Origin of the sequence: Candidatus Paracaedibacter acanthamoebae, assembly GCF_000742835.1 — a bacterium.
Taxonomy (GTDB): domain Bacteria; phylum Pseudomonadota; class Alphaproteobacteria; order Paracaedibacterales; family Paracaedibacteraceae; genus Paracaedibacter; species Paracaedibacter acanthamoebae.
Genome location: NZ_CP008941.1, coordinates 558,084 through 584,296, shown reverse-complemented (window position 1 = coordinate 584,296; position 26,213 = coordinate 558,084). Strand labels below are relative to the sequence as shown.

Here is a 26,213-nt window from a genome sequence, read left to right as displayed (position 1 = left end):
TCAGGGTGGCCAAATTTAATTCTATATCCTAGAATTATAATATGAGTTTAATTGACAAATTGTTACAAAAAAGCAGATTTATCCATGACCGATTTAATTCCCCAAGCCCGAACCCTACAATGTTTATCCAGTACCGGATTCCATAATATACACTATACAGAATGGGGAAATCCAATCTCTGATAAGGTTGCCATTTGTGTACATGGGTTTTCACGCAATGGTCGAGATTTTGATTATTTAGCCAAGGCTTTGGTGGGGATTGGCTATCGCGTCATCTGCCCGGATATGCCTGGCCGAGGAAAAAGTGATTGGCACCGTAATCTAAGTGATTATAATATTTATAAACACATGAATGAGTTAGTTGAATTAATTGCCAGGCTCAATGTAGATCGCGTGGACTGGATTGGCACTTCCATGGGCGGCATTATTGGCATGGGTTTGGCAAGCTTTGAAAATACTCCCATTCGCAACCTTATCTTGAATGACATTGGTCCTTTTATTCCTGCCCCTCCGTTGGCACGCATAAAACAATATCTCGGTTTAATGCCAACCTTTAAAACCAGAGAAACAGCCCAGAATTTTTTAAGGCAATTGCTGTTACCCTTTGGCCGTATGAGCCAGGATCAATTGAATCACATGACCGATTATAGCTTTATTGAAAACGAAAACAACGAACTAGTTCTAAGCTATGACCCCAAAATTGTTGATTGCTTTGATGTGAAAGAAACGGATCTTTGGTATGTTTGGGAAACAATTGCTGCACCCATCCTTGTAATTCGGGGTGCTGAATCTGAGGTCCTAAGTAAGGACACCGTTAATAAAATGTTGGAACGGGAAGATGTAAAATATGCGGAGTTTCAAGAAGTGGCCCATGCCCCTGCCCTTATGGCGGAGGATCAAATCGAGACCATTATTAGGTGGCTACAAAGTCAGCGCTAAAACTGGAAGAATTTCAAACATAACTTTCATCCGTAAAATTGGAAATGAAAGAATCTCTTCTTCCCTTTCCAAGCAATTTTACCATTAAGAGAATGAATAATTGGCTATAAAGCATCAATAAGAGTCGTGGCACTGGAAATGCTGCAAACTCCGGGAGACTCTTCAATGTCAAGTTTTTTAATGATACCATTGTTAACAACCATGACATACCGCTTAGATCGGATGCCCATGCCATAATCGGATAAGTCAATATCTAATCCCATGCGTTTTGTAAGAGCAGCACTTCCATCTGCTAAGAATATGATGGCTGTGGCGTGATGCTGCTCTGCCCAAGCCTTTAGAACTGCAATATCATTGACAGCCAAGCAAATCACTTGATCAATACCCTTGGCTTTTAAAGCCGCCAGTTGATTAACATAGCTGGGAAGATGATCATTCGAACAGGTTGCTGTGAAGGCGCCTGGAACTGCAAAAATCACGGATTTTTTATGTTCTAATAGGCTCTGAACACCTATTTCTTTGATCTCTCCATTAACAAGGGCTTTTAATTCTGCACTTGGGATGTGGCTGCCGATGGTTATAGTCATATTTTCCTCTTATAAATTATAATATTTATTGCCTACAGCATATCCTGCTCATGGGGTGCCTGACAACGGGATTAATAAATTTAGATATAAAATTTTTTAAAATCACAGTAAGGAACAGGCTGTGCCTTTGTTTTATACTCTTTACAGGAAAGCGAATTCAATTATTATTACCGTAAAGGAAGTGCAATTTTTTTAGGGAGACAACCACAAATAGTTACCCTTTTTTATCCAAAGAAGTCCTTTAAAAGGCTAGCTTATTTAACAACATTAAATTCCATAATTTCATATTCCGCAATTTGTTCAAGACTGAAGGGGTCTTGCTGCATAATGTTATCTAATTCTTACTTATCCTTTGCTTTAGCAATGATAACACCGCCTGTACGGGGGACAAGCGGACCTGAGGCCAGAAAATGGCCTGATTTATAATATAAATCTAAGTATTCCCGATGAGGAACAATGCTTTGTTCTGTGCGATCAAAAGGGGCTGTACATTTTAAAATTATGATGAAAAGGTGAGGAGTCATTTTAGGCATGCTCTAAATAGTCGGCGACTACAGTTTTGATTCCTGATGTTTCAAATTCAACTTTAATATTATCCATATCTATATCATGAACGAAACCATAACCAAATTTTAAGTGAAAGACGCGCCCACCCTTTTTAAAAGTATGGGTGGGTTCGACAGAAAACTCAGCCTCAAAAATATCCATTTTTGAGTAAGAACTTTTGTTAGGGTGCTGACCCGATAAGGTCCTTGTTCCATGTAAAGCTTCGGAACCACTGGCTTGGATAAGATGGACATGTTCCTTGGGAAGTTCCCCAATAAATCGAGAGGGCGTTGAATACTGCCATCCTTGGAAGGTTTTGCGATTGTGGGCATACGTTATAATGGCTTGTTGACGCGCTCGAGTGATTCCCACATAAGCCAATCGGCGCTCTTCTTCTAATCCTTCAAGACCATTTTCATCCAGTGCCCGTGCGTTAGGGAATATAGATTCTTCCCACCCAGGAAGAAAAACAGTCTCAAATTCTAAACCTTTTGCGGCATGAAGAGTCATTAAATTGACCATATCGTTGTTCACTGTTGAGGTTGTATCCATCACAAGGCTGACGTGTTCAAGAAAAGCCTGAATGGTGTCAAATTCCTTAATAGCATTAATCAGTTCCTTCAAGTTTTCCAAACGTCCAGGAGAATCCGCGGACTTATCTTGGCGCCACATTTCCGTATAGCCTGATTCATCCAGAATCATTTTAGCAAACTCGCCCGGCCCCATATCAGGCAAACGATCGCGCCAGATTTCTAGCTGTTTAATAAATTGATGCAATGCATTTTTAGCGCTCCCTTTGATCATTCCTTCTTCTAAAAGCCTCTTGGTTGCTTCGAGCAAAGGTAACCCAGCAGCCCGAGATTCCGTATGAATAATCTGCAGAGAACTTGCTCCGACGCCACGGCGTGGCGTGTTAATGATACGCTCAAAAGCCAGTCCGTCCTGGGGTTGCACAATAATGCGCAAGTAGGCTAAGGCATCACGAATTTCCATACGTTCATAGAACTTTTGCCCACCGATAACACGATAAGGGACTCCTAAAACGAGTAATCTATCTTCAAATTCGCGGGTCTGATAGCCTGCTCGTACCAAAATAGCCATTTGTGACAAAGCTTGGCCATGCCGCTGACGGTCTTCAATTTCATCACCAATAAAGCGGGCTTCCTGGATACTGTCATAGGTTCCCCGTACAGTAACTTTTTCACCTTGATCCACATCTGTCCAAAGTGTCTTATCAAAACGACCCGAATTATTGCTAATTAAGCCAGCTGCTGCCCCCAAGATATGAGGGGTAGAGCGATAATTTTGCTCAAGTCGAATTACCATTGCTCCTGCAAAATCCTCTTCAAATCTGAGAATATTGCCAACTTCAGCCCCGCGCCAAGCATAGATTGACTGATCGTCATCTCCGACGCAACAGATATTGCCATGCCCCATTGCTAAAAGCCGAAGCCATAAATATTGGGCAATGTTCGTATCTTGATACTCATCCACCAAAATATATCTGAATTGGGATTGATAAGATTGCAAAATTGCCGGCTGCGTTTGAAAAATAGTTAAATTGTGCAACAACAAATCGCCAAAGTCTGCTGCATTTAGAATACGTAGGCGTTCTTGGTATTCCTGGTAAATTGCAAGCAGCATTTGGCTGCCGCGTCCTTCGGAGGGGCTGACTTTATTGGGTAACAATCCACGGTCTTTCCAACGATTGATAACGGCTGCTACCATTTTGGGTGGGTTCTTCTTATCATCAATGCCTTGAGCTTGAATGATTTGTTTTAATAACCGTTGTTGGTCATCGGAATCTAAAATCGTAAAGTCACTCGTCAGTCCTACTACTTCTGCATGACGGCGGAGAATGCGAACGGCTAAAGAGTGAAATGTTCCGAGCCAAAAACCTTCGGTTGCTCGTCCTACCAAAGTGGCTACGCGCTCACGCATTTCCGCTGCCGCTTTATTCGTAAAGGTTACAGATAGAATATGATTGGGAAAGGCCAAGCCTTTTTCTATAATATAAGCCAGTCGTGTTGTGAGAACTCGAGTTTTCCCTGTTCCAGCCCCTGCAAGGACAAGCACAGGCCCCTCAGTGGTTTCGATAGCGCGACGTTGAGGCGAGTTTAAATTATCAAAGGTAAGGGAATCACTGATTTTTTGAGGCAACACGTGAACACTCTTTCTGAATTAGTTTTCTTGAGTGTACACGAATTATAATTATAAATTAAGAAGGATTAAACGTTGACATAAAATGAACCTGCTGATGAGCATTCGCTTGGGTCCACCATTGATACGGATCAAGCTCATCACCCTCTGTTTTACGTTTCTTTGTATTCTTCTTTTTATCATAAATGTCGTTATTAAAATCCTCATTACCAGAATCAGAGTCAGCCGCATCAGCACCACCCTGCCCACTTTCTGTCATAACAATTCCTGAATGAGCCGTTAAACTTTCCCCGCTATTTGAAACAACAAGATCATCTTTAATCTTCGGACTGATAGAAAATTCACCGACAAGGCTGTCAGATCCTCTCTCGCTACCCTCAAATGAAATCAGGGCGCTTTCTTCAGATGCGAATCCAGAACTGCTTGCTAGTGCTAATAGCATAACTGCCTGTATCATCACCCACCTCTTAACAATATTCTTCCTAATTCTAGTTTAGGAGAAATATGTTAATAGTTGGTTACCAGGCTAAATTATCGTAATTTTAAGGTGGATAGACCGATAAGCGCTAGGATCATAGCTATAATCCAAAAGCGAATCACAATGGTTGCTTCCGCCCATCCCTTTTTTTCAAAATGATGATGGATAGGCGCCATTAAAAAAATCCGTCGTTTGGTTAATTTGTAATACCCAACCTGCAGGATAACAGAAATGGCTTCCAGAACGAATAATCCACCAATAATAGCTAAGACAATTTCGTGCTTAGTAATGACAGATGTAACCCCTAATGCACCGCCGGCAGCAAGAGACCCTGTGTCGCCCATAAAAACCTTAGCCGGCGGAGCATTGTACCATAAGAATCCAAGACCAGCCCCAATCATAGCCCCGCAAAATACTGACAGCTCACCGACATCGGGAACGTGCTGAATTTGTAGATAATTGGCGAATACTGAGTTACCAACTAAATACGAAATTAAAGCAAAGCAGGAGCAAGCTAAGACGATGGGCACAATGGCTAATCCATCTAAACCATCCGTTAAGTTGACAGCGTTTGAAGCCCCTACAATGACAAAGAAACTGAAAACGTAGAAAAATACTCCTAAATCCAAGAGATAGTCCTTAATAAAGGGAAAGGCAACGCTTGTGGAAAAACCAGATTTTCCTTGATTAACAATAAAATATGTTGCGATTAAAGTCATAAGCCCTTGGAGAATGAGCTTGTGTTTTCCAGATAATCCGTTTGAACTTTGTTTAGTTAATTTTAAATAGTCATCATATGCCCCAATAAGCCCAAATCCAAGCGTAATGAAGAGGACGGTCCACAGATAAACATTCGTAAGATTGCCCCATAATAATGTACTGATGGTCAAGGATATCAGAACTAAAACTCCCCCCATAGTAGGGGTTCCTTTTTTAGTGAGTAAATGGCCTTCAGGCCCATTTTCCCGAATGGGTTGACCGTTTTTTTGTATAGATTTTAGCCAATTAATAAAGGAAGATCCGAAAATAAAGCTGATAAGGAGGGATGTTAGAATGGCACCACCGGTTCGAAATGTCAGGTATTTAAAGACATTTAAAAAACCTATCTGATTCGATAACCCCGGCAGTAAATGAAAAAGCATTCTTTATTCCTCTTGTTTGCTTGCTGTGATTAAAGCCTCTGCCACAAGGCTGACTCGGCTTCCCTTTGACCCTTTGACTAAAACGATATCATGGGCCTGAATTTCATTGAGGATGGGATCAATTAACTCCTGAGCGCTTGATACAAATCTTCCCTTATGGATGTCAGGCAATAGCTCAAAGGCCTGCTTCATAGCTGCTCCGCCACAAAAATAGATTCGATCAATACCTTTTTCGATGCATGCTTTGGCAACTTGTTGATGGTGATCAATAGCATAACTGCCCAACTCAAGCATTTCGCCTAAAATTGCAATCCGTTTTCCCTGATTTATAATTTTAAGGTTTGCTAATGTATCAACAGCCGCAAGGGTCGACAGTAAATTTGCATTATAAGAGTCATCCATTAACTTTATCGGCTGGCCCTTCAGGGTAATTGAATGGAGCTTACCTCGACCACTAACAGGTTTCATTGTTTCAAGACGTTTAATTACTGTTTTTAAATCTAGTTTCAAGGTTTTGGCTGCAGCAATAGCAATCAACGCTGCATTCGTTAAATGGCGACCAATGAGAGAGTAAGTAAACGTTTGGCGTTCTCTTGCCCCTATGGCAAATGTAACCCTTGCTTCTGATTCATCCGAGTTATAATCAACCAATTTAACATCGGCAGCAACAGATTCCCCAAAGGTGAGAAGTTGATCAGGATGGTGTTGTAAAGCTTTTGTTTTTAAAAAGGCAGAAAAATCTGAATCAGCTGGCAAAATTGCAATACCGTTGGGAAGGAGTCCCTCAAATATACAAGCCTTTTCTTTAGCGATATTATCAAGAGTCCCCATTTGCCCAATATGAGCGGGGGCAATAGCTGTAATGATCGCGAGATGAGGGGTGATCATTTCTGATAAGGGAGTGGTTTCACCTGGGTTATTCATGCCAACCTCAAAAATGCCAAACTTAGCATCTTTTTGAAGGCGTGCCAGGCTCAAAGGAACGCCCCAGTGATTGTTATAGCTAGCAACTGAGGCAGAAACTGTGCCATACCCCTCGAGGACATGACGCAAAACTTCCTTCGTGGTGGTTTTTCCGACACTACCGGTAATTGCAATGATTTTGGCCTTGGATCTTATACGGCCATAGCGCCCTAATTCTTGCAGGGCTTTAAATGGACTATCGACCATAATTTGTGGACAACTGCACCCCACTGTTTGGTTGGAAACGATGACAGCAGCGGCACCCTTTTGAGCGGCGTCAAGGACGTAATGGTGACCATCAGATTGTGGTGTTTTTAAGGCAAAAAATAGATCGCCGGGCTGTAGTGTTCTTGTATCAATCGAGATGCCGGTAACCTTAAAATCTGCCGGAACACGGCAATTAAAAATTTCTTCTATTTCTTTGGATGTCCACAGAGCCATATTAACCTACATATAATATATACCTTTTTTAGTATGTCATATCCCCCACACAACAACAATTTTTTTATAGAGTGAGATGTATATTTTATTTGCAGCCACCATAGAGATTGGTGTATCGTGGCTAAAAGTGTCACAGATTCGCCTTGTCTGAAACAATATCAATTGCAATTAACGCAAAAAGATAGTATAAATCGGGCAAGGTTATTGTTTATTCCATATGGAGACTATTTAATGAGTTCAGTTGTAACTATCGAAGCTCAAACACGCCAAGCAACCGGTACAGGTGGTGCCCGCGCAATTCGCCGTGAAGGCGTTGTGCCGGGCGTTGTTTACGGCCAAAACAAAGAAAATCAATTTATTTCTATTGACCCACGTTCAATCTCTAAAGAGCTTTATACACCCGGCTTCTTTAGCCGTTTGTTCGCTCTTTCTATTGATGGCAAGACACAACACGTTTTGGCTAAAGACATTCAGTTACATCCCGTAACAGATGCACCGTTACATATCGATTTTATGCGTGTTGCGAAAGATTCAAAGATTCACGTTAACATTCCGGTTCACATCATCAATGATGATAAAGCGCCTGGTGTTAAAAAGGGTGGTATCGTTAACGTTGTCCATCACACCTTAGAAGTTATCTGCCCAGCAGATTCTATCCCATCTGAAATTGTTGTTGACCTTGCTGGTGTTGAGGCCGGACATGCAATTCACTTGACAGATATTCAATTGCCTAAGGGTGTTGTTGCGGCTCATCCAGAACGCGATAATACACTTGTTTCTATCGTTGCTCCTGGTGGCGGTGCTAAAGCTGAGGCCGAAACAGCAGAGTAAATATGGCTGTGGACTCCACAACCTATTTAATAGTTGGCTTAGGGAATCCTGGAACTCAGTATTCCCTAAATCGCCACAATATCGGTTTTATGGCTCTGGATGTCATTGCTGATATACAAAATTTTCCTTCCTTTAAATCTAAATTTTCTGCTCAAGTAAGTGAGGGCCGTCTCGGTCAGCACAAGGTTATTCTTTTAAAGCCACAAACGTATATGAATTTGTCGGGCAGATCCGTTGCCGAAGCATCTAAATTTTACAAAATTCCCCTTGATAATATTTATGTGTTCCACGATGATCTTGATCTTCAACCTGGCCACGTCAAACTCAAATTAGGCGGCGGGGCTGGCGGCCATAATGGATTGAAAAGTTTAGATCAATATATAGGACAAAGTTATTGGCGTATCCGGTTAGGTATTGGTCATCCGGGGTTTAAGGATGCAGTAAATGGGTATGTTTTAGGTAATTTTCATAAAGATGATGAGGATTGGCTAACGACCCTTTTATCTAAAATTGGTAAGACAATCCCTGATTTGTTTGTGGATACGCAAGCTAACTGGCTTAATAAAATTTACCAATAACTGTCGTTCCTTTATAATTGATTTAACACCAATTCGAAGCAAGAATTTACCAATATTTTTAATTTAACATCTCTTTTTATTAAATTGATACTGGTTTTGTATAAGCTCTCTTTTTCTACATTGTTTAAAAAAACAAAATTCGAGGTTTTGCACAAGATCTAATATTGAGGATTGCAAACAAAACACTGATTGATTAAATTATGTATAAGAAAATTATATAAAACAAAGAGAAACTAATGTTTAAAGTTGCCGCTCTCTATCAATTTGCACCTTTATCTGATTGCTATAAGGCTATTCAAGCACCTTTACAACAATTGTGTGATACTCATGGTGTCAAGGGAACGTTACTTCTAGCTGAAGAAGGGATTAACGGGACTATTGCAGGAATCGGGGAAGGAATTGATGCTGTAGTCGGCTTTATTCGTTCTAACCCACTTCTTAATAACTTAGAATATAAAGAATCCTTTGCGAAGACCATGCCCTTTCATCGCATGAAAGTTCGTTTAAAAAAGGAAATTGTTACATTAGGTGTTCCTGGTATTAGTCCCACTAAAAAGGTTGGGACCTATGTTAATGCAAAAGACTGGAATGACTTGATTCAGGACCCTGAGGTTATCGTCATTGATACCCGAAATGATTATGAATGTCGTATGGGGTCTTTTGAGGGTGCAATTAACCCGAAAACTGATACTTTTACTCAATTCCCAAAATTTGTTCAAGAAAATTGCGATGTGACACGTCACAAGAAGGTGGCTATGTTCTGTACGGGAGGAATTCGCTGTGAAAAGGCTAGTTCTTATATGTTAGAACAGGGATTTGAAGAGGTTTACCATCTAAAGGGTGGTATTTTGAAGTATCTGGAAGATGTGAAAGAAGAGTCTTCGCTATGGAATGGTGAATGTTTTGTCTTCGACGAGCGCGTTGGTGTGAAACATGGCTTGCAGTTAGGCGAACATGAATATTGTCGTTCTTGTAGGTTACCTGTTTCTCCAGACGATAAGCTATCTGCTAAATATGAGGAAGGCATTACTTGTCCTAATTGTTATGATGCCATGACTGAGAAAAAGAGAAAGAGAGCGCAAGCTCGTCATTTTCAGGTCACGTTAGCAAAATCCCGAGGGCTTAAGCATATTGGTCGCTAATCCCCTGCAGATTGTTTTATTTTGCCGTTCATTAAACCGGGGGGGTGCAGAACGGCAAATAATTTATCTGGCCCATGGTTTACAAAAAGCTGGTCATAAAGTTACTATTCTGAGTTTATACCCACCTTCTTCCTTGTGGTATGAGACCACGAGCTTAACTGTTATTGACCTTAAGAAAAAGTCCCGTTGGGATATTATTGGTTTTGTTCGATCCTACATAAAGTTCTTAAAAACAGAACAACCGGATATTGTTTATAGCTTCCTAACAGTGCAGAATATTATCGCGGCTATAACGTCGTTGTTTAGCGATGTTAAAATTATTTGTGGTGTTAGAACATCCTTTATGGATTTATCGCACTATACGCGGATGGATTTATTGTTAAATTGGCTAGAACGTCAGTTATTTCGCCTTAATGTCAAGATTATCGCTAATTCTCATGCCGGTAAGGATCTTCTGCTAAAAAATGCACCTTTTGTTGCCAATAAAATTGCAGTTGTAACAAATGGATTAGATTTTGAAACGAATAAATTTTCCCTCAATGCTCGTCAGCAATTTCGCGCAAAGCTCGGCCTTTCTGATAAGGATATCCTAATTGGTCACGTTGGGCGTTATGATCCGATGAAGGATCATAAGACTTTTATCGATGCAGCAGCTTTGCTTATAAAAGAATCATTTAGATGTAATTTTATATGTTGGGGGCATGGCGATCCAGCTTATACGCAGATGTTAAAAGACTATGCTAAAAGTAAGAATGTTAATGTCACATGGTACTTTGAAGACGGCAATCCTTGCTACAGTGCCTTTGATGTTTACTGTTTAACATCAATTGGCGAAGGATACAGCAATACATTAGTAGAAGCCATGGCGCATGGTATTCCTTGTATAACAACCGATGTAGGTGATTGTAGCAAAATTGTGGGCCCCTATGGCCTGATCATTCCGCCAGCCAAGCCCTCTGAATTAGCAGCAGCCATTATCAAGGTAATCGCCAAAAATATTTCAATTCCCATTCAGGAACAAATAGTGTATTCACAACAACATTTTGGCTTGCAAAAATTAACTCAAGACACTCTGACAGAGTTTACCTGCTGATTGATGACCCTTCGCCAGGTCCCAATCTTAGTTACTTATAATTATATAAAAAATCGTTATCATTACATTTTAATTATAGAAAGCCCGAGTATGAAAATATTATTATAAAATTTACTTATTCCTGTCAGTATAACTTTTATTTCAACGACTCCCCTTTTAGCGTTAGACCGTGAACATTATGGTGATCGTCAAGACAGCCGTAAGAAAGATATTTGGTTGTTACAGAAAGCAGCCGAGCAAGGTCATGCAGGGGCTCAATCTAATTTAGGAGGGATGTATTATAAAGGTGAAGGAGTTGAAAAAAATGCGGAAAAGGCTGTTGAATGGTATCAAAAAGCGGCCGAGAAAGGTAATGCACTGGCTCAAAATTTTCTAAAAAATTTTTTGTGAAAGTTCCCGCTAATCTTAACTCTCAAACCTCTCTTTCTCAAGAAGCAAAAGACCAGATAACCGACCTAAAAGATCAACTGCAAAAGTTAGAAGCTTTATATCTTTTGCATGCCACCCATGCTCAGCACAGTAATTTTGAGGATAGCTTGGGGGAAAATCTTTGCTTAGCCCAATTGTGTAGCAACGTCGTTGCTTCTGTTAAGAATTATGAGGAATTTCTAGACAATATTGATAAACCCGGCTTTCTTATTTCTTCTATTATTCCCAAAAAAAATATCTTTCATCTCTGCAAGGTCGGATTGGTGATAGTTCTAAAGCCTTTGTTTGTTGGAGAGGACATGAAGTTCTAGAAAAAATTAAAACACGTCAGTTGCATAAAGATATTCAAAAATTAAACCAGCTTAATAGTAATGTATTAAAACTTCTAGAAAGGTGTAACAGAGACCCTGCAAGGAGCTAAAGATAGAGACCGAAGGTTATCGCAATACTTTATTTGAACAAGCTTATCCGTGGTTTTTTGAATAAATATTGTATCCTTATACCCCCCTGTAGCTATTTAAAAAGGAAGCTTACAGGGGCTTCTCTACCCCAAGCTACTAAGGTGAGTTATGGCAGGAAGCAATGGATAAGAAATTGATACCTCGCGTGGCATAATGATGCTCTGAAAGATCCTAAGATTTTTATTGATGCTCCCCCTTTTCTCTTATAATAATTTTTTGAATGCCGTTTTATGGGAGATCTGGCTCTCTCGTCTAAAGACGACAGCAATTATCAAGATAATGGCCAAAAATATTTCAATTCCTGTTCAGGAACAAATATTGTTTTCACAACAACATTTCGGCCTGTAAAAAAATAACCCACAACACCTTAAAAAATTTACTTAAAATATTGTTTTTACTTCTTTAAATAAAACGGTTTACCCTAAAATAGTGCCCTTTATTTTATTTCAAGGGGGGGTATTAATGTTTAATCGGCAACAATACTGTTGGGTGAAAGTAATTTTACTTTGTTCTGCTATGACGCTTAGCCGGGGGCATTCCAGTGATTTACAAGAGACTCAAGGAGATGGTATTTTCCTGCAAGAATCAACTCAGTTTCAGCAGGATTATCCTCGTGGGAGTGATGAAAAAAATGGCAGTAAGAATCTAGCGGATCTTTTGCAACGGATTTTAGGCAAAGGTAACCTGGGGTTATCCCCAACGGATGAGTTGATTAAAAATATTGAGCCGAGCATCCCTTATATCTATAAAATTAATTTTCAAGGGTCTTGTGCAGTTCAAAATTTTGCCCATATGGGGACAGGATTCCTGCTCGATGCGCAAAACGGAGTTATTGCCAATAATTATCACGTTGTTCCTGGCAACTTGGCTGGTATTGTGACAGTTGTAACAGATAAAGGTGAAGAATATACATCACCGGCTGTGAAAATATGGCAAACATCGGTCGGATGTCAATTCGGGGATTTCACCCTCTTGCACGTGGGGGAATTGGCAACAATTGATCCTCAAGCTCAAATACCAATAGCTAAAGAATTTAATGTCAAAAAACATAGCATCCTTGGGTTCATGGGAAATTCATCGGGTAGTTTTACTGTCGAGGTTGGTAGAGTTAATGACCGTTACTACTACTGGGATAGCACACTTACACGAGGTTGTATGTCTGTATCGGTCGCTTTGAGGGCTCATGGGGGTGCAAGTGGCTCTCCCGTTTTTAATGAGAATGGCCAAATAATTGGCATCCTTTTTGCCGGTGATGATGTTCACAATATAATTTTGCCAATTTCATATGTTACGGATGCGTATGAGCAACTTAAAGCAGGTAAACGTATTACAGCCGTATCTTTAGGAACCCCCATGGTATCACAAAATATTTACACCCTAAACCTATTCCATCATATTCCTCTTGATACCTTAAAAGGATATGTAGGATCTGAAGACCAAGAATTTAAGTTGATGGTAGCACAGCCACTTATCCCCCTATTTACAGATAAAATTCAGTTTAATGATATTATTTTGACGGTGGATGGGGAAAAATTGGAACAGATCAAGTTCGATTAAATAAGTTATTAAAGTCATCTGAAACTCATGAGGTCACAGTTTTCCGCGAAGGTGAATTAATAGAATTAACAGTTCCTACGATCACTTATGAACAAAGCTTTGCTCGCTATATTGATATTAATGGTATAATACTTGCTCTGCCGATTCTCCTCTCTTGGATCGTTATGGTTTTCCGCCACACGCAGCATTAATCAAAGTAGAGCAGATTAATTGCTATGCCCAGGTTACCAAAAGTTCACAGAACTAAAGTAACAACCTTTAACGATTTTATTCATGCGTTATTTGATACATTTGCAAGAAAGAAAATTGAAACTTTTCTTATTTTTATTAAAGGTTTTTTAGAAGATGTATCCACCGATATACAAATTGACCTACGGGGTATCCGAGGTAAAACCATGTACGTTACGAAAATGAACGAGGAAACTCACCAATGGGAAAATATTGATTACAAAGATTATGTTAAAGATCCAAGTCATTCCCCTAACAATATAAATTGAAACAGAAATGATAAAAGCCGGAGGTTTTTCCGGTTGGTTTATTTCTGTTTATTTTGTTTTAAGTGATCAATTGTCGTCGAGGGGGGAAGCGCAGTCCCCCAGATTCCTTTTAATTCCTCATATCGTCGAACCATTTTGATCAAGGTGGTTCTATCCCGAGTTTTGTAAAAAGCAATTGTTACCACTGGCACGGCAAAAAAAATCCCCCATCCTATCGCTGAGGCACATAAGACGAGCAACAAATTAACATCATTGTGAATAATTCCATAGGCAGCTTGAAGCTTAAATTTATCACCGTATAGCTCATGAATCATGGGAACGAGTCCTGCCATATTACACACCCCAACACAAAATGCTTGGGCTCGTGTTTTTGTTGGGTCTGAAATTAGCGCTCCTAGAGTTGGTAATAACCCAATAAATAAAATCAGGGCTAGACCTGGAAGAAATATCATTAACCCTAAAGAGATAATAAGAAAAAAGATCATCCCTTTAAAACTAATCTGTTTTTTTGGTAAAGAAGATTTTTCTGTGTCTGTACTCATAAGGTTGCCTTTATAAAAATATAAATTCCTGAAACGGCAAATGATAAGGCAGCGGCAATCATCATGGCATTATTCTGGCCAATTCGTTCTGAATAATGATTAGGCATATCCGATAGGTGAATAATGGCTTTGACAGTTTTTTCAATATGTCTAACCTCAGAAGTGGCTGCCTTTAATCCATTTGCATCCATCTCTATTGCTTTTTTATTATCTAATAGTTTAATAAGACCAGAAAGGTCCCCACTATCAATAGATGCCTGAAGTTTTTTCCTTAAAATCTCTTGGTATTTTATATTTTTAAATCCGTCAATAACTGATTCTGATAAATCACCAAACCACTTGCATAACCCCGTAAGGGTTTTAATTCGATTTTTTGTTTGTAATTCTGCGAATAATCTTAAGGCGCCCCGAATTTTTTTATGCTTTGATGGTGAGGATAGGTTTTGTAAAATGCTCTGTTTTAAGGCGCTTTCTTTGCTGAAAATATAAGAAATAATGTGGTTATCAAGGGGGAGCTCTGGTTTATTGCTTCGTCGGCCAACATCATCCAAGGCATATAGTAATTCCGTAATGGATATCACATTATGGTTCCTAATAATTGGACTTAAACAAGGAAGAGACGGGCACATGTAATACATTGCTCGCTCGACACCCCCTCCCACGCCAGGATAATTTATAAATGATTTTGCAGATAGCATGGCCTTGTTCTGGTTGCTGGAATGGGAATCATCATTATTTGAAGTGTCGGCGGGAGAGTCAGTATTTAAATAATATGGTAAAATGGATGATGATAATAGCAAAGAAAGAGATTCCACATTATCATTGCGGAAAACTGCATCGGCAAACGCAATTCCTAAGCCATTTGGTGTATAAAATTTACCTTGCCAAAAAAATGGTGTTCCTGGGATTAATATTTGGAAAACGCCCATTAGCCTTTCTGCGCCAGATGCTTCACTACCCAAAACGGTATTCAAATCATCCAATTGATGAATTCGGTGGTTATCACTTAAACCATTTTTTAACCACATGGATAATTCGTTTTTATGGATCATCTCCAAGGCATTCATCGGTGAATTATACATTTCAACGAATAACGAATTAATAGTATAAATATCATCTTTGCCGTTAAAAGATAACGGCCTGCTGGCTCGTCTGGGAGGATGAGACATGGGTGATGCTTGGCGGCCTGAGGTCAGCCATTGACCCACTTCATGAATAGCCCAACGGTGTTCTTCATTATCATGCAGTAACCCCCGCAAAAGTTCATAGAGACGACCGTTTTGAAGGCCTCTCGGCAGATAAAGGGCCAAGGTTCCGTGGTCTAAGCGTTGAGCCATTATTTTTGATAAGTCCATCTGTGCGGGAAAACCACCATTAAGCATGTAAGCAACTGAAGCTCCCAATGCAAACAGATCATTCGTTGGAGTCGCCTCTCCCTTACCAATAGGCTCCGTCATGGCATAGTTGAGGGGCTCAAAAAAAGGATGCTGGTATAGGCCCGCCGGTACTGCCAAGCAATCACCAATTTTAACGCGCTGCATTTTCTCGTCAGAACTAATGTACATATTAAGAGGTGAAATTGATTGATGGGTGAGTCCTTTGTATTGGAGGGCATTAACAACCTCATAGACAGGCTTTATTAATTTGTCTATGACTTCCTCTTCACTCCAGGGCGTAAATTTTTCTCCTAGATTTTGAACCAACCGCCCCCCTTTTGGGCGTTGATAAATTAAGATAATTGATTTGGAATCTTTGGCAGAGGATAAGTAATCGTTGCCATAATACTGCAGATTCATAAAGGGAACACTTGGCATTGCCCGAGACAAGGAGTGAAACTTTTCCAGGAGTTGCATCCGGGGTTGAGGAAATACGCAAGCTTTAAGGCACACAAGCGGAAGTTCTGGCTGGCGATTGTCTCGGCAGACATAAGCACGAACGCTTTCATTCTCAAAATCCTTGAGAGGTTGATCTAAGAAAACTTCATAACAATCTGCAATCGTATATCGAGACATTAACCCTCACCCGTATGGCAATTTCTATTTTCCTTATAGATCGCAAAAATTTATCGCCATTCTAATTCCAGATTACAAAATGTACGTTAAATTTTTGTTAAAATAGAGTGTTTAATATTTTATCTAAGAGAGTTGGTTTGGGCCAAGATTGTCCAGATTTTTCTGAATGAATCAATTTACTATAATAGGTAATCTCAGCTTCGCTAATTTGATGATGTTTGTAGGCTAAATTTAAAAAGTATTTTGCTCTATTAACTCTAACGGGTAATATTTTTCCCACCATATAGGCTTCTGCTAATTTAAGGTAATGTTGATTAGTATAAAGTTGTACGGCTGAGCTTTTCTGCAAATAGATGGCAAGAATTCTGGCTCGGTTATCTATTTCTACCCTTTTAATGACTAATTCATAGGCATGGACGGGGTCTGGCTTAGCAAATATACGGGTGCTGTTCAGCAAGACAGCTGATTGAGTAATGCCAATATCAAAATTATTGGTTGCACTTTGGTAAAAGAGATTTAAAGCCTTCTGTGGATTAGAAGGGCTAAATGTACCATCTAAATAATGTTGAGCTAAGGCACAACGGCAAACATCATCATTAAGGTCTGTTCCTAATAAGAGAAGATTATGAGCTAGATTTATATCTTTATAGCTATCCATTAAATATATTTTGGATAGTTTAAACATAGCACGCGTCTTATTCTGGCGAACGGCAGAATTATAAAGGGGAATAGCTCGCTCAATCGTCCCTTCTCCCTCACAAAAATAATCAGCCAATGCCATGATTGCATCACTGTCTTGGGCAGTAAGAGCCAGGTTGGTCAAAAAATTAATAGAATTATCTTTTGAACTTTCATTGTATAAACCACTAATGGCAGCTTCGCGTAATTTGGCAAGAGACTCGTTTGAATCAGAAGAGTTTGTAGATATAAAATTTTTTAAAACGCCTGCTTGAATTGTATGGGCTAAGGTCGATGGATTTATAGGGTGATCCACAGCATTGCTTACAACTATTAGGTTTATCGTCAGACTTAGACACGAAAGTAATTTCATTCTCAATATTCCCACTTATTAAGAAATTATAAAACAATAATACAGTGTAAATGATAATTTTACATTAACTTATAGTAGGTTAAATAAAAAAGACACCAACCATAATGGTGATGTCTTTTAATTTGAAATATCTAGAAATTTATATTAAAGGTATTTAGCCTTCAACTGAAATTAATTCAACATCAAATTCTAAAGTTGCATTAGGCGGAATTGCTGCACCTGCGCCTCGGGCGCCATATCCCTTTTCTGCAGGGATGACCAATTTACGCTGACCACCAATTTTCATGCCAACAACCCCTTCATCCCAACCTTTAATAACTTGACCAACGCCAAGCATAAAGCGGAATGGTTGATTGCGGTCCACGGATGAATCGAATTTCGTTCCATCAGTTAAACGACCTGTGTAATGCACGGTTACCAATTGGCCTGCTTTTGCTTCTGCGCCGTCGCCAATTTTTTCATCTGTAATTACTAATTTATCGGACACTTTTCTCTCCTGTTCTGATGGTGCTTCTGACGTTGCATTTGACATATTTGATGCCTCTGCACACGCAACCGCGACCATAGCAACCATAGTTGCATATTTTAACATATCTTCTCCTCATCACATCACAATGATATAGTCTTATTAAGACTTACGGAGATCTTAATAAAAATGCAACTGAAAATTATCACTTATCCATTTGATAATTCTATTGCCTTACCAGGGTGTATACTGGTTGGAGGATGCTTTGACCTTCTTCATTACGGTCACTTAAATTTTTTAAAAGCATCAGCAAAGTTGGGCGCACTGGTGGTGGCTCTTGAAAGCGATATTGCTATCCAACTTAGGAAGGGCAGCGCCCCTATTCACACTCAAAGGCAGCGGGCTGAAATTTTAGCAGAATTACAGTGTGTAGATACTGTTATTTTGTTACCGATGCTTAAGACTTATGAAGATTATCTTACTTTAGTGCAGGCAGTGCAGCCGGCAATTTTAGCAATAACACTGGCAGATCCTCAAACGGACAATAAGAAAAAGCAAGCCGCAACAATCAACGCTAAATTGGTCGAAGTTAATAACTTGATAGAAGGCCTGTCGAGCACTCTTATAAAAGCGAACCATCTATAATGCCCCCTCCTCCTTCCTCAATTTTTATTTACAACTAGAACTAGTTTGTAATAGAGAGAGTATTAAATTTTGATGTTGATCAAAATGCTTGCAAAAAAACTCAATTAAGCCAATATTTCTTCAAGAAGGATCATAAAAAAAACCTGCTTTTAAATGAAGGTTTAATCAGATTTTAACACCCCTTATTAAAAAACAAGGACTAGGTATTATTTCTAGTACTGCCATGCCCAGTCACGAAAGCAAATCCTTAAAATACACTATGTAGGAGGATCTCGATGCAATATATATTTATACTCAAACGAGCTGCAGCTGTCGGTTTCTGTCATTCATATTTTCGCCATCTTGATTTTCACTGTTTATCCTTCGGTAAGGCCATTTACCGGTGTTGGAACATCATTAAAAACCTGACTAAATCGGAAAGTCAAAATTTCGGTAATTTCAGGCTGTTTGGCCACCTTGGACGGAAAAAAATATTTATCTCAAGCCTAGTAATAATCTTGCATGCCTCTTCAGCAGCCGATTATACTCAAATTATTTTTGATGAGAAGGAATCCCCTCTCATTATAAAAAAACTAACTCAGCACGATACAACTCAACAAACGCTTAGTGTATTTGAAGAAACAGGCAGACTTGAGAGCCATCAAGATGAATTAAGCTATCGACTTGAGAGCCCATTTGGTGTTTATGTTGCCTATGACCGTACAAGCGAACGCCCTGTCGCTATCCAAACCTTTTCTCAATGGATAAAATATGGTTATCTGATAGCAGAGGGAATGACAGATGTCTTAGAGGCATTTCAGGGAAAAGGCTATGGGGGTAAGCTGCGAACTGAAACGGCCAAGTGGTTAAGTCAATTCCTCGACAGTAAAGTTGAATGTGGCCGTGGAGAAGAATCCCGCACCAGCCAATTGCCATTAGCTTTTTTGTATTCTGACAATGAATGGATGTGGGGGGTCAATTACCCATCATTAAAATCATCTCTAACAGCTGGTTATGGCATAGCTTGTATTGCTAAGTATCCCACTATTCAGCTGCTCTATTCAAAAAACGAGTCTATGATGAAGGCCTTATGGCAAGAAGATAGGGTATCTCGAATTTTAAGTCTTTCTAAATTCATGATGGGTCCAGCGGCAGCGCCGTCTGAGATTTCAATAGAATCTATCGGCAACGATTTTACGTATATTCTAAATGATCTCGATTTAACCCAAGAAACAGATATTGTAACTTTTTTGACAACCTATCAAAGAGTGATAGATGTTCTTAAAGACGACCCTCGCAACTACCATAAAGAGGTGTTGCTTGCTTATAGATCCTTAGACAAAGCTCTTTCAACTTTTTTAAGCACCTTAGACAAAGTAAAAATGGTAAACATTAAACGCTCTGCAGAAGGGCACAGACTTCAAGAAGAACAGAAGATACCTATCGATTTACTAAACTATTGCCTAAATTCATATAGTGATTGTGATGTCTATCATCTTTTAGAAGAATGAATATTTCTCATAGAGGGGAAGTCGGACTTTAACTTGTAAATTGCAGAAGAAAACATGCAAAGTCAGACTACCCTTTGTTTGCTTAGGCTGTTAGCCCTTTAAACTTTTTAATAATAGAGGCGACAATGGATAGGGATCATGCTCGGGTATAGTAAAATAGTCAGAAGCAAGGATCATGGTGAAAAAGCAAAAATGGGTTGATAGAATAAAGAAAAATCGACGGATGCACAGATGCTTTTAATAATCTACCAACAACTAGTATTCCTTTTTCATCTACGATTTAAAAGATCATAGATTGTAAAGGCAAGATTATAATTTTTAGCCGCGTGGCCGATCGTGGCGAAAATTGTCAGCGTAAGAACGTTTTTGAATTTTACGGACTTGAAGGGATTCAATGACGGGCCCTAATCCTAAGGATTCAGCAAAATTTTTTGCTGCTTCTAGGCTTTTAAAGGTAAGAGAAATCTGATGGTCGGTAGAATTGCTGCCTGTCCAGCCCATAATAGGATCGTAGAACTTAGTATCGCAATTATTATATTCTAAAACCCAATAACCAGTTTTAGCTTTACCTTGCTGCATTGCAGTTTTTGATGGGGAATAAATTCGTGCGTATGGCATGGACCCTCTCCGAGCCGTTAAATACAAATGGTCGGGAAGAGAGGATTTGAACCTCCGACATCCTGCTCCCAAAGCAGGCGCGCTACCAGGCTGCGCTACTTCCCGACTGATTTGATAAGTTATTTATTGCATACTCACAGGGGCTTTTTCAATATAATTTTTTACAAATCTGCAAAATAAGAAAAAACGTTTCTTCCAAGTTTTAACTATAATAAGAACGCTTGGCTAATTTTATCCCGACTATATCAGCAAAATTAGTTATGAGCCTAATGGGCGGCCGGTATAGTTTGGGTAACTGGCCGGTTTGCAGGTAGCACCAACAAAGCAAAAAATATTAAAGTGCACATAATGTATCCTAAAAGCTCAAAGGTATCGATATAGGCACACAAAGCCGCTTGTTTTTGCAGCATTTGATAAATTTTTCCCATGCTGACACTCATATCACCTGTAGAATTCAGGGTACGGTTGAGTAATTCTTGATAAGGTAGTTGGCCGGGAACTAAATGCTCAGAGAGGTAATGTTGATGAACTTGCTGTTGGCGGACCGCAAAGGTGGTGACAACCGCAATCCCCACACTGCCGCCGATATTCCGGAATAAGGAGAACAAGGCTGAGGCTTTATTGCTTTTTTCCTTAGGAATCTTAGAAAATGCCAGCGTACTGATTGAAATAAAGAGAAATGGCAGACCGAGTATTTGCGCCACACGTATCCATTGGAAAGTGTGAAAATCAGTTTGCGGTGTAAAGTTCATTGAATGATACATCCCCAGCGCCGACAGAGCAAATCCTGTCATAATCATAAAGCGAGCTTGTATTCTGCCGATAAGCTTGCCGCATAAGGGCATTAAAAACAGTAAGGCTAAGCCCCCGGGCGATAAGACAAGGCCCGCCAATGTCGCATCGTAGCCAAATTGAGTTTGGAGCATGAGTGGAAGAATGACATTTGTGCCATATAAAACGAACCCAGTCAAAAATATCAATATACAAGAGGAAGCAAACGCCCAATCTTTAAATAAGGATAAGTCAATAATAGGATCTTTTTGTCCCCATAGCCAAATTATTGCAACCCCAATTGAAGCAAAGCAGATTAAAGCACAGGCGGTGATAAAGCTACTGCTAAACCAATCATCCTGCTGTCCTTTATCAAGGACAATTTGAAGAGCTGCTAATCCTAACGTTACCAGTCCAAGCCCAAAGACATCAAGGTTATGGAAACCGCGAGGTTTTTGCTGGGAAGATTCATCTAATAAGCGCCAAACCATAAAAGCTGCCATTAATCCGACAGGAACATTAATATAAAAAATCCATCGCCATGAAAAGTTGTCAGTAATGAGGCCGCCCAGTGTTGGCCCCAGAATCGGAGCAATAATAATGGTGATGCCGGTGATGGCAAAGACAGTGCCTCGCTTTTCCACAGGAAATGAGTCTAAAATAATGGCCTGTTGCGTGGGCTGTAATCCCCCACCGAAGAGGCCTTGTAGAATGCGAAAGATAATGATCTCTGTCAAAGAAGAAGCAGCGCCACATAAAAATGAAGCAGCGGTAAAGCCGAGAATACAGCCAATGAAGAAACGTTTACGCCCCACGGCATCTGAAAGCCAGCCGGATAAGGGCAAAATGATCCCATTAGCCACCAAATAAGAGGTTAATACCCAGGTGCTTTCGTCTTCTCCTGCCCCCAGTGACCCCGCAATATGGCGTAAAGACACATTCGTAATTGTCGTATCTAGCACTTCCATAAAGGTAGCAAGACTTGCGACGGCAGCAATTATCCAGGGATTAGTTTTTGATGAAGTCATTACTTAGATTTTTTAGTATAGACGGTTGGATAGACAGAAAGACCTGGACCTAATGTTATTCCTTCAAGCTCTGGCTGTTTAAAGGTAATTTTTACAGGGACACGCTGAACAATTTTCACAAAATTGCCAGTCGCATTTTCGGGAGGAAAAGCTGAAAAACGAGCGCCTGTACCATTTTGAATACTATCGACAAGGCCTTCAAGTTTTAAATCAGGATAGGCATCAATCTCAATGTTGACTTTTTGCCCTGCCCGCATATCAGTTAGTTGTGTTTCTTTAAAGTTTGCCACAACCCACCGCTCTCTACCGACAATCATAAACAATTGTTTGCCGGTGGTGACATAGGCGCCCTGTTCTGCTGTTCGCATAGTAACGACACCATCTTCTGGCGCAATAATCTGAGTATCAGCAAGATCTTTTTCAGCAATAGAAAGTTGAGCTTTAACGCTATCAACAGCTGCTTTTGCCGTGGCCTCAGCTGTTAAGGCATTATCAATTTCTTTTTGTGTACCCGCAGCTTTACCAATGGCAAGCTGGCGCTTAGCATTCACCACTGCATTCTTTGCTGAGACCTCAGCTGAGGCTAAATTAGCTTTAGCAGATTCAACTCGCAGTTGATAATCAAGCGGGTCTATTTCAACTAATAGATCGCCTTTTTTAACGTGTTGATTGTCTTTCACATGCAGGGTGGCAATATACCCCGGTACTTTTGGGCAAATTGGAATCGTATGGGCTTCGAGCGTGGCATCATCCGTGCTTTCCTTGCCTAACTGAACATACCATGCTACAACAACAATAAGGGCTAAAGCCCCTATAAAACCGGCTATCATTTTTGTTTTTTTTGCTGCTCCATAGCATCTTCCTTATTAATATTGTCCAAGGGCTTTATAAAGAGCCACAATAGCGATTACATAACTGTTTTCAACCTCAATCAAAGCTTGATCTGTTTCAATAAGATGGCGCTGCGCATCAAGCACATCCAAAAGAGAATTATCTCCCTGGCGGTACCGCGTTTGCGACAGACTGACAGCTTTAGCTGCATTAATCTTTGCCAAATTAAGGGCATGCCTTTGTTCCTCATACCGAGCTGTATTTGTTAAAGCGGTTTCTACATCCTGAAGACCTTGCAGAATTGCTTTACGCCAGGCTTCATAAGCAGTAACCTCGCGGGCTGACGCTGCATCAATTTGTCCTTGAATGCGACCAAAATCCAGTAAAGAAACAGCTGTCTTGCCGCCGATATTCCAGACTGTTGTGGAAGGAACTAACACTGTTTGGGAAAGACCAAACAAACTGCTAAGGCTTAGGGTGGGGAAAAAAGCAGCAAGTTGTGATTGCCTGAGCGATGTTGCCTCGATGAAACGAAGGTTGGCAGCGGTAATATCAGGTCGGCGAGCAATAACTGAGGCAGGCGCATCTGCAATTGCTTTTAAATCGATACCGGGTATTTCTTTGCAAGTTGTTAGATGCGCTTTAATCAATTCAGCTGTTAGTCCCGTTAATGTCAAAAGAGACAGCATATAAACTTCTTTTTGACGGTTGTAATCCGCAATCCTTGCTGTCGATTGATGAACTTGTAAGGCTGTCCTTTTTACGTCAAATTCACTGGCGCTACCTGCCTTAAATTGACGTTCTACCAATGCTAAAGTATCTTTTTGAATTTCCAAATTGTGTTGTGCCAAAACAATCTGTTTTTCCGCTGCCCGCATGGAGATATAGGTGCGTATCACTTCTGCAATAATGCTGAGCTTAATCCAATCATAATCTTGCAGAGTGGCAAGTAGTTCATTCTCAGCAGCCTTAAAGGCTTCCCGGTTCTTTCCAAATAGATCAAATTCGTAGCTTGCATCAAAGGAAGCATCATAGCTATCCCCTGTAATAGGCTTTAAAAATAATTGTTTTCCTCGATTGACATCTGCTGATCCGCTTATCGCTGGTAAAAGGCTACCAAATGCGGTTTTCTGCAATCCGCGCGCTTCGTCAATTCGGGCTGCTGCTTGATGGATGTCCGGGCTTTCTTTGAGGGTCTGCTCAATTAGCCAATTTAAGTTTTCATCCTCAAACTGCTTCCACCATTCCTTAAGCTTAGATTTATCGATAGATTCTAATTTTTTTCTTTATTTCCAGACCAAGTTTTTGGAATAGAAGGTAAATTTTTTTCAATAGGAGGAGCATTACATGCTGTTATGCCTAGGAAAACTAACGGCATATATTTCTTATACATACTGGGTTTTTCTTCTAAAATTAAAGAACATTGACGGGATGTTTGTGACAAAATATATATAAACTTTATATAAAATGATAGCAATGAAATTTCGTTAATTCAATCCCCTGTTTTTAATTTTTTTCTATGTCCTCTAGTCGCCTTTTCTCGGCCGCAGAGCCGGGAACTTGAGATGGCGAGCGATGACTCATGTGGTTGGGAGACCCCGGGTCTGTCCTCAACTAGATGGGGGATCAAGCCCGGGGGTGCATTTATTGTTTGCCCTTGGGATATTGAGTTTCGGGATTGTGCTTATGCTTACCCAAAATAAGGTGTATATGGTGAAAAACTACCTTAAAGATTTTTTACTGCTTGGCCAAAAACTTCTAGGCGCCATCCTTTTAAAAAGGGGCTATCCTGATTGCCGCGTACATAGGATTTCAAATCGTCTGTGGTAGCAATAAGTTTGGGGGATATATGAAGCTCAGTTGCGACTTTTTCAAGCAGAATTCGCAGACGTTCAAGATGCTCTTGTTCCTGTAATGTCATAGGTTTGCGCTTTAAGCGAGGCGGCCATTTGTCTTCAGGTGTAGCAGAAATTTGTTCCCACAGTGTTGCAAAAGCTGCTTGATAAGCAGCAGGAATATTTACGTCCGGCTTTTCTAACAAATCTCCTTTTTCAGAAATTTGCAAAATGACCTCATCGGGCAGAACTCTTTTGCGGTTGTAATTCAATTCTTGTGCTATAATTTCTCGCCAATCACACAGAGATTTTAAAATATGAAGCTGACGCGACTTATGATTTCCGCGCTTTGCTAGCCGTATCCAATAACTTGTCGTTGGAGCAAATGTTCGGAGCACGAATTGAGCTGCCTGTTCTTCCATGAACCAATTATACCGGCCAAGACTTTTGAGCTTGTTGCTTAATAGATCTTTGGTTTCCGGGAGGTGAAAAACATCATTAGCGGCATAAACCAGCTGGGACGGTGATAATGGTCGACGCATCCAGTTTGTATTTTGCTTTGATTTATTAAGGACTACCCCCATTTGTTCTTCTAGCATTCTTGCCAAACTAACCTCTTCCAGCGGATGTAAGAACGTATAAGCTAACTGAGTATCAAAGATATTAGTGGGAAGTTCCCCAAAAACTTTTAGCAATAATTCGAGATCTTGTCGGCATGAATGAAAGATTTTGACGGTACAGGGATTTGCTAACAAGTCACGGATGGGCGATAAATCTATGCCTTTAGCTAAAGGGTCAACTAAAACCGTCTCACAGCCGTCCGATAATTGTATAAGGGCAAGTTTAGGCCAATACGTATTAACACGGCAAAATTCTGTATCAACGGCAACAGCAGACACCTTAGTGAAATAGTCACACCAGTGTTTAAGGTCAGATGGTTTGGAAAGAATAAAATTCATACATACTTGAAAGAAATGGTGCCCTCGGGGAGACTCGAACTCCCACGTATCTACATACAACAGATTTTGAGTCTGCCGCGTCTACCAATTCCGCCACAAGGGCGCACCAATAAGATATATC

Annotated in this window: 26 protein-coding genes and 2 tRNA genes; 11 read left to right on the top strand and 17 right to left on the bottom strand. The window is 40.1% G+C overall.

The window, feature by feature from the left end:
• Nucleotides 1-84 precede the first annotated feature (84 nt).
• Nucleotides 85-939 carry an alpha/beta fold hydrolase gene (locus ID47_RS02550; protein WP_038463496.1) on the top strand — a complete coding sequence of 285 codons (855 nt, stop codon included), beginning with the start codon at nucleotides 85-87 and terminating at the stop codon, nucleotides 937-939.
• Between the two features lie 104 nt (nucleotides 940-1,043).
• Here ID47_RS02550 and ID47_RS02545 read toward each other — a convergent pair whose 3' ends face one another.
• From ID47_RS02545 to ID47_RS02520, 6 genes are all read right to left on the bottom strand, one after another.
• Complete coding sequence (locus ID47_RS02545; protein ID WP_038463494.1) at nucleotides 1,044-1,526, bottom strand: peroxiredoxin; 483 nt, start codon at nucleotides 1,524-1,526, stop codon at nucleotides 1,044-1,046.
• 341 nt (nucleotides 1,527-1,867) lie between these two features.
• Nucleotides 1,868-2,059, bottom strand: a complete 192-nt coding sequence (locus ID47_RS02540; RefSeq protein WP_198022326.1) for a YciI family protein — start codon at nucleotides 2,057-2,059, stop codon at nucleotides 1,868-1,870.
• Complete coding sequence (locus ID47_RS02535; protein WP_038463492.1) at nucleotides 2,052-4,235, bottom strand: ATP-dependent helicase; 2,184 nt, start codon at nucleotides 4,233-4,235, stop codon at nucleotides 2,052-2,054. The genes ID47_RS02540 and ID47_RS02535 overlap by 8 nt, the downstream gene beginning before the upstream one ends.
• Before the next feature lie 55 nt (nucleotides 4,236-4,290).
• Entirely contained in the window at nucleotides 4,291-4,689 is a 399-nt protein-coding gene (locus ID47_RS02530) for a hypothetical protein (RefSeq protein WP_038463490.1), read from the bottom strand.
• Between the two features lie 74 nt (nucleotides 4,690-4,763).
• Nucleotides 4,764-5,852, bottom strand: coding sequence for a phospho-N-acetylmuramoyl-pentapeptide-transferase (mraY, locus tag ID47_RS02525; protein WP_038463488.1), 1,089 nt, complete (start codon nucleotides 5,850-5,852; stop codon nucleotides 4,764-4,766).
• 3 nt (nucleotides 5,853-5,855) lie between these two features.
• The gene (locus tag ID47_RS02520) at nucleotides 5,856-7,256 is read right to left on the bottom strand and encodes a UDP-N-acetylmuramoyl-tripeptide--D-alanyl-D-alanine ligase (protein ID WP_038463486.1); all 1,401 of its coding nucleotides are present in this window, start codon (nucleotides 7,254-7,256) and stop codon (nucleotides 5,856-5,858) included.
• A gap of 231 nt (nucleotides 7,257-7,487) precedes the next feature.
• Between ID47_RS02520 and ID47_RS02515 the strand changes: the two genes are divergently transcribed.
• From ID47_RS02515 to ID47_RS02485, 8 genes are all read left to right on the top strand, one after another.
• Nucleotides 7,488-8,087, top strand: coding sequence for a 50S ribosomal protein L25/general stress protein Ctc (locus tag ID47_RS02515; RefSeq protein WP_038466948.1), 600 nt, complete (start codon nucleotides 7,488-7,490; stop codon nucleotides 8,085-8,087).
• A 2-nt stretch (nucleotides 8,088-8,089) separates the two neighbouring features.
• Nucleotides 8,090-8,665, top strand: coding sequence for an aminoacyl-tRNA hydrolase (gene pth / locus ID47_RS02510; protein WP_038463484.1), 576 nt, complete (start codon nucleotides 8,090-8,092; stop codon nucleotides 8,663-8,665).
• 236 nt (nucleotides 8,666-8,901) lie between these two features.
• The gene (trhO, locus tag ID47_RS02505; RefSeq protein WP_038463481.1) at nucleotides 8,902-9,807 is read left to right on the top strand and encodes an oxygen-dependent tRNA uridine(34) hydroxylase TrhO; all 906 of its coding nucleotides are present in this window, start codon (nucleotides 8,902-8,904) and stop codon (nucleotides 9,805-9,807) included.
• The gene (locus ID47_RS02500) at nucleotides 9,797-10,900 is read left to right on the top strand and encodes a glycosyltransferase (protein ID WP_038463479.1); all 1,104 of its coding nucleotides are present in this window, start codon (nucleotides 9,797-9,799) and stop codon (nucleotides 10,898-10,900) included. The genes trhO and ID47_RS02500 overlap by 11 nt, the downstream gene beginning before the upstream one ends.
• A gap of 216 nt (nucleotides 10,901-11,116) precedes the next feature.
• Nucleotides 11,117-11,290 carry a tetratricopeptide repeat protein gene (locus tag ID47_RS13135; protein WP_198022325.1) on the top strand — a complete coding sequence of 58 codons (174 nt, stop codon included), beginning with the start codon at nucleotides 11,117-11,119 and terminating at the stop codon, nucleotides 11,288-11,290.
• Nucleotides 11,287-11,640 (top strand): hypothetical protein, encoded by a 354-nt coding sequence (locus ID47_RS02495; RefSeq protein ID WP_038463477.1) that lies wholly within the window; start codon nucleotides 11,287-11,289, stop codon nucleotides 11,638-11,640. Before ID47_RS13135 ends, ID47_RS02495 begins: the two co-directional genes overlap by 4 nt.
• Nucleotides 11,641-12,252: 612 nt before the next feature.
• Nucleotides 12,253-13,347, top strand: a complete 1,095-nt coding sequence (locus ID47_RS02490) for a S1 family peptidase (RefSeq protein WP_038463474.1) — start codon at nucleotides 12,253-12,255, stop codon at nucleotides 13,345-13,347.
• 215 nt (nucleotides 13,348-13,562) lie between these two features.
• Nucleotides 13,563-13,844: a hypothetical protein gene (locus tag ID47_RS02485; RefSeq protein WP_038463471.1), complete on the top strand. Its 282-nt coding sequence runs from the start codon at nucleotides 13,563-13,565 to the stop codon at nucleotides 13,842-13,844.
• Between the two features lie 38 nt (nucleotides 13,845-13,882).
• Here ID47_RS02485 and ID47_RS02480 read toward each other — a convergent pair whose 3' ends face one another.
• The 4 genes from ID47_RS02480 to ID47_RS02465 all read right to left on the bottom strand — a co-directional run bounded on the left by ID47_RS02480 (nucleotide 13,883) and on the right by ID47_RS02465 (nucleotide 18,041).
• Nucleotides 13,883-14,386, bottom strand: coding sequence for a hypothetical protein (locus ID47_RS02480; protein ID WP_038463469.1), 504 nt, complete (start codon nucleotides 14,384-14,386; stop codon nucleotides 13,883-13,885).
• Entirely contained in the window at nucleotides 14,383-16,398 is a 2,016-nt protein-coding gene (locus ID47_RS02475) for a protein kinase domain-containing protein (protein WP_038463467.1), read from the bottom strand. The genes ID47_RS02480 and ID47_RS02475 overlap by 4 nt, the downstream gene beginning before the upstream one ends.
• Nucleotides 16,399-16,495: 97 nt before the next feature.
• Nucleotides 16,496-17,449, bottom strand: a complete 954-nt coding sequence (locus ID47_RS02470) for an SEL1-like repeat protein (RefSeq protein ID WP_038463465.1) — start codon at nucleotides 17,447-17,449, stop codon at nucleotides 16,496-16,498.
• A 154-nt stretch (nucleotides 17,450-17,603) separates the two neighbouring features.
• The gene (locus ID47_RS02465) at nucleotides 17,604-18,041 is read right to left on the bottom strand and encodes an FKBP-type peptidyl-prolyl cis-trans isomerase (RefSeq protein ID WP_084675864.1); all 438 of its coding nucleotides are present in this window, start codon (nucleotides 18,039-18,041) and stop codon (nucleotides 17,604-17,606) included.
• A 63-nt stretch (nucleotides 18,042-18,104) separates the two neighbouring features.
• On the opposite strand from ID47_RS02465, the gene ID47_RS02460 reads away from it, so the two are divergent.
• Nucleotides 18,105-18,560: an FAD synthase family protein gene (locus ID47_RS02460; protein WP_051908464.1), complete on the top strand. Its 456-nt coding sequence runs from the start codon at nucleotides 18,105-18,107 to the stop codon at nucleotides 18,558-18,560.
• A gap of 275 nt (nucleotides 18,561-18,835) precedes the next feature.
• Entirely contained in the window at nucleotides 18,836-20,050 is a 1,215-nt protein-coding gene (locus ID47_RS02455; protein WP_038463463.1) for a hypothetical protein, read from the top strand.
• 318 nt (nucleotides 20,051-20,368) lie between these two features.
• Here the strand turns inward: ID47_RS02455 and ID47_RS02450 are convergent, their stop codons facing one another.
• The 7 genes from ID47_RS02450 to ID47_RS02420 all read right to left on the bottom strand — a co-directional run bounded on the left by ID47_RS02450 (nucleotide 20,369) and on the right by ID47_RS02420 (nucleotide 26,195).
• On the bottom strand, nucleotides 20,369-20,668 hold the full coding sequence (locus ID47_RS02450) for an NADH dehydrogenase ubiquinone Fe-S protein 4 (RefSeq protein ID WP_038463461.1): 300 nt from the start codon (nucleotides 20,666-20,668) through the stop codon (nucleotides 20,369-20,371).
• A gap of 28 nt (nucleotides 20,669-20,696) precedes the next feature.
• Nucleotides 20,697-20,773, bottom strand: a tRNA-Pro gene (locus ID47_RS02445).
• A gap of 161 nt (nucleotides 20,774-20,934) precedes the next feature.
• Nucleotides 20,935-22,467, bottom strand: coding sequence for a DHA2 family efflux MFS transporter permease subunit (locus ID47_RS02440; protein WP_038463459.1), 1,533 nt, complete (start codon nucleotides 22,465-22,467; stop codon nucleotides 20,935-20,937).
• The gene (locus ID47_RS02435) at nucleotides 22,467-23,297 is read right to left on the bottom strand and encodes an HlyD family secretion protein (RefSeq protein WP_051908462.1); all 831 of its coding nucleotides are present in this window, start codon (nucleotides 23,295-23,297) and stop codon (nucleotides 22,467-22,469) included. The genes ID47_RS02440 and ID47_RS02435 overlap by 1 nt, the downstream gene beginning before the upstream one ends.
• A gap of 36 nt (nucleotides 23,298-23,333) precedes the next feature.
• Nucleotides 23,334-24,566 carry an efflux transporter outer membrane subunit gene (locus ID47_RS02430; protein WP_084675862.1) on the bottom strand — a complete coding sequence of 411 codons (1,233 nt, stop codon included), beginning with the start codon at nucleotides 24,564-24,566 and terminating at the stop codon, nucleotides 23,334-23,336.
• Between the two features lie 458 nt (nucleotides 24,567-25,024).
• A complete protein-coding gene (locus ID47_RS02425) occupies nucleotides 25,025-26,092 on the bottom strand; it encodes a ribonuclease D (protein ID WP_038463455.1) in 1,068 nt (355 codons plus the stop codon).
• A gap of 16 nt (nucleotides 26,093-26,108) precedes the next feature.
• Nucleotides 26,109-26,195 (bottom strand) — tRNA-Leu (locus ID47_RS02420).
• Nucleotides 26,196-26,213: the final 18 nt, after the last annotated feature.

Excerpts from the sequence above, each read along its gene's own strand:
- ID47_RS02480 (WP_038463469.1), bottom strand. The coding sequence starts at position 14,386 with ATGAGTACAGACACAGAAAAATCTTCTTTACCAAAAAAACAGATTAGT.
- ID47_RS02540 (WP_198022326.1), bottom strand. The coding sequence starts at position 2,059 with ATGCCTAAAATGACTCCTCACCTTTTCATCATAATTTTAAAATGTACA.
- ID47_RS02520 (WP_038463486.1), bottom strand. The coding sequence starts at position 7,256 with ATGGCTCTGTGGACATCCAAAGAAATAGAAGAAATTTTTAATTGCCGT.
- trhO (WP_038463481.1), top strand. The coding sequence starts at position 8,902 with ATGTTTAAAGTTGCCGCTCTCTATCAATTTGCACCTTTATCTGATTGC.
- ID47_RS02425 (WP_038463455.1), bottom strand. The coding sequence starts at position 26,092 with ATGAATTTTATTCTTTCCAAACCATCTGACCTTAAACACTGGTGTGAC.
- ID47_RS02485 (WP_038463471.1), top strand. The coding sequence starts at position 13,563 with ATGCCCAGGTTACCAAAAGTTCACAGAACTAAAGTAACAACCTTTAAC.
- ID47_RS02440 (WP_038463459.1), bottom strand. The coding sequence starts at position 22,467 with ATGACTTCATCAAAAACTAATCCCTGGATAATTGCTGCCGTCGCAAGT.
- ID47_RS02490 (WP_038463474.1), top strand. The coding sequence starts at position 12,253 with ATGTTTAATCGGCAACAATACTGTTGGGTGAAAGTAATTTTACTTTGT.
- mraY (WP_038463488.1), bottom strand. The coding sequence starts at position 5,852 with ATGCTTTTTCATTTACTGCCGGGGTTATCGAATCAGATAGGTTTTTTA.
- ID47_RS02550 (WP_038463496.1), top strand. The coding sequence starts at position 85 with ATGACCGATTTAATTCCCCAAGCCCGAACCCTACAATGTTTATCCAGT.
- pth (WP_038463484.1), top strand. The coding sequence starts at position 8,090 with ATGGCTGTGGACTCCACAACCTATTTAATAGTTGGCTTAGGGAATCCT.
- ID47_RS02545 (WP_038463494.1), bottom strand. The coding sequence starts at position 1,526 with ATGACTATAACCATCGGCAGCCACATCCCAAGTGCAGAATTAAAAGCC.
- ID47_RS02455 (WP_038463463.1), top strand. The coding sequence starts at position 18,836 with ATGCAATATATATTTATACTCAAACGAGCTGCAGCTGTCGGTTTCTGT.
- ID47_RS02460 (WP_051908464.1), top strand. The coding sequence starts at position 18,105 with ATGCAACTGAAAATTATCACTTATCCATTTGATAATTCTATTGCCTTA.
- ID47_RS02515 (WP_038466948.1), top strand. The coding sequence starts at position 7,488 with ATGAGTTCAGTTGTAACTATCGAAGCTCAAACACGCCAAGCAACCGGT.
- ID47_RS02530 (WP_038463490.1), bottom strand. The coding sequence starts at position 4,689 with ATGATACAGGCAGTTATGCTATTAGCACTAGCAAGCAGTTCTGGATTC.
- ID47_RS02435 (WP_051908462.1), bottom strand. The coding sequence starts at position 23,297 with ATGATAGCCGGTTTTATAGGGGCTTTAGCCCTTATTGTTGTTGTAGCA.
- ID47_RS02450 (WP_038463461.1), bottom strand. The coding sequence starts at position 20,668 with ATGCCATACGCACGAATTTATTCCCCATCAAAAACTGCAATGCAGCAA.
- ID47_RS02475 (WP_038463467.1), bottom strand. The coding sequence starts at position 16,398 with ATGTCTCGATATACGATTGCAGATTGTTATGAAGTTTTCTTAGATCAA.
- ID47_RS02470 (WP_038463465.1), bottom strand. The coding sequence starts at position 17,449 with ATGAAATTACTTTCGTGTCTAAGTCTGACGATAAACCTAATAGTTGTA.
- ID47_RS02465 (WP_084675864.1), bottom strand. The coding sequence starts at position 18,041 with ATGTTAAAATATGCAACTATGGTTGCTATGGTCGCGGTTGCGTGTGCA.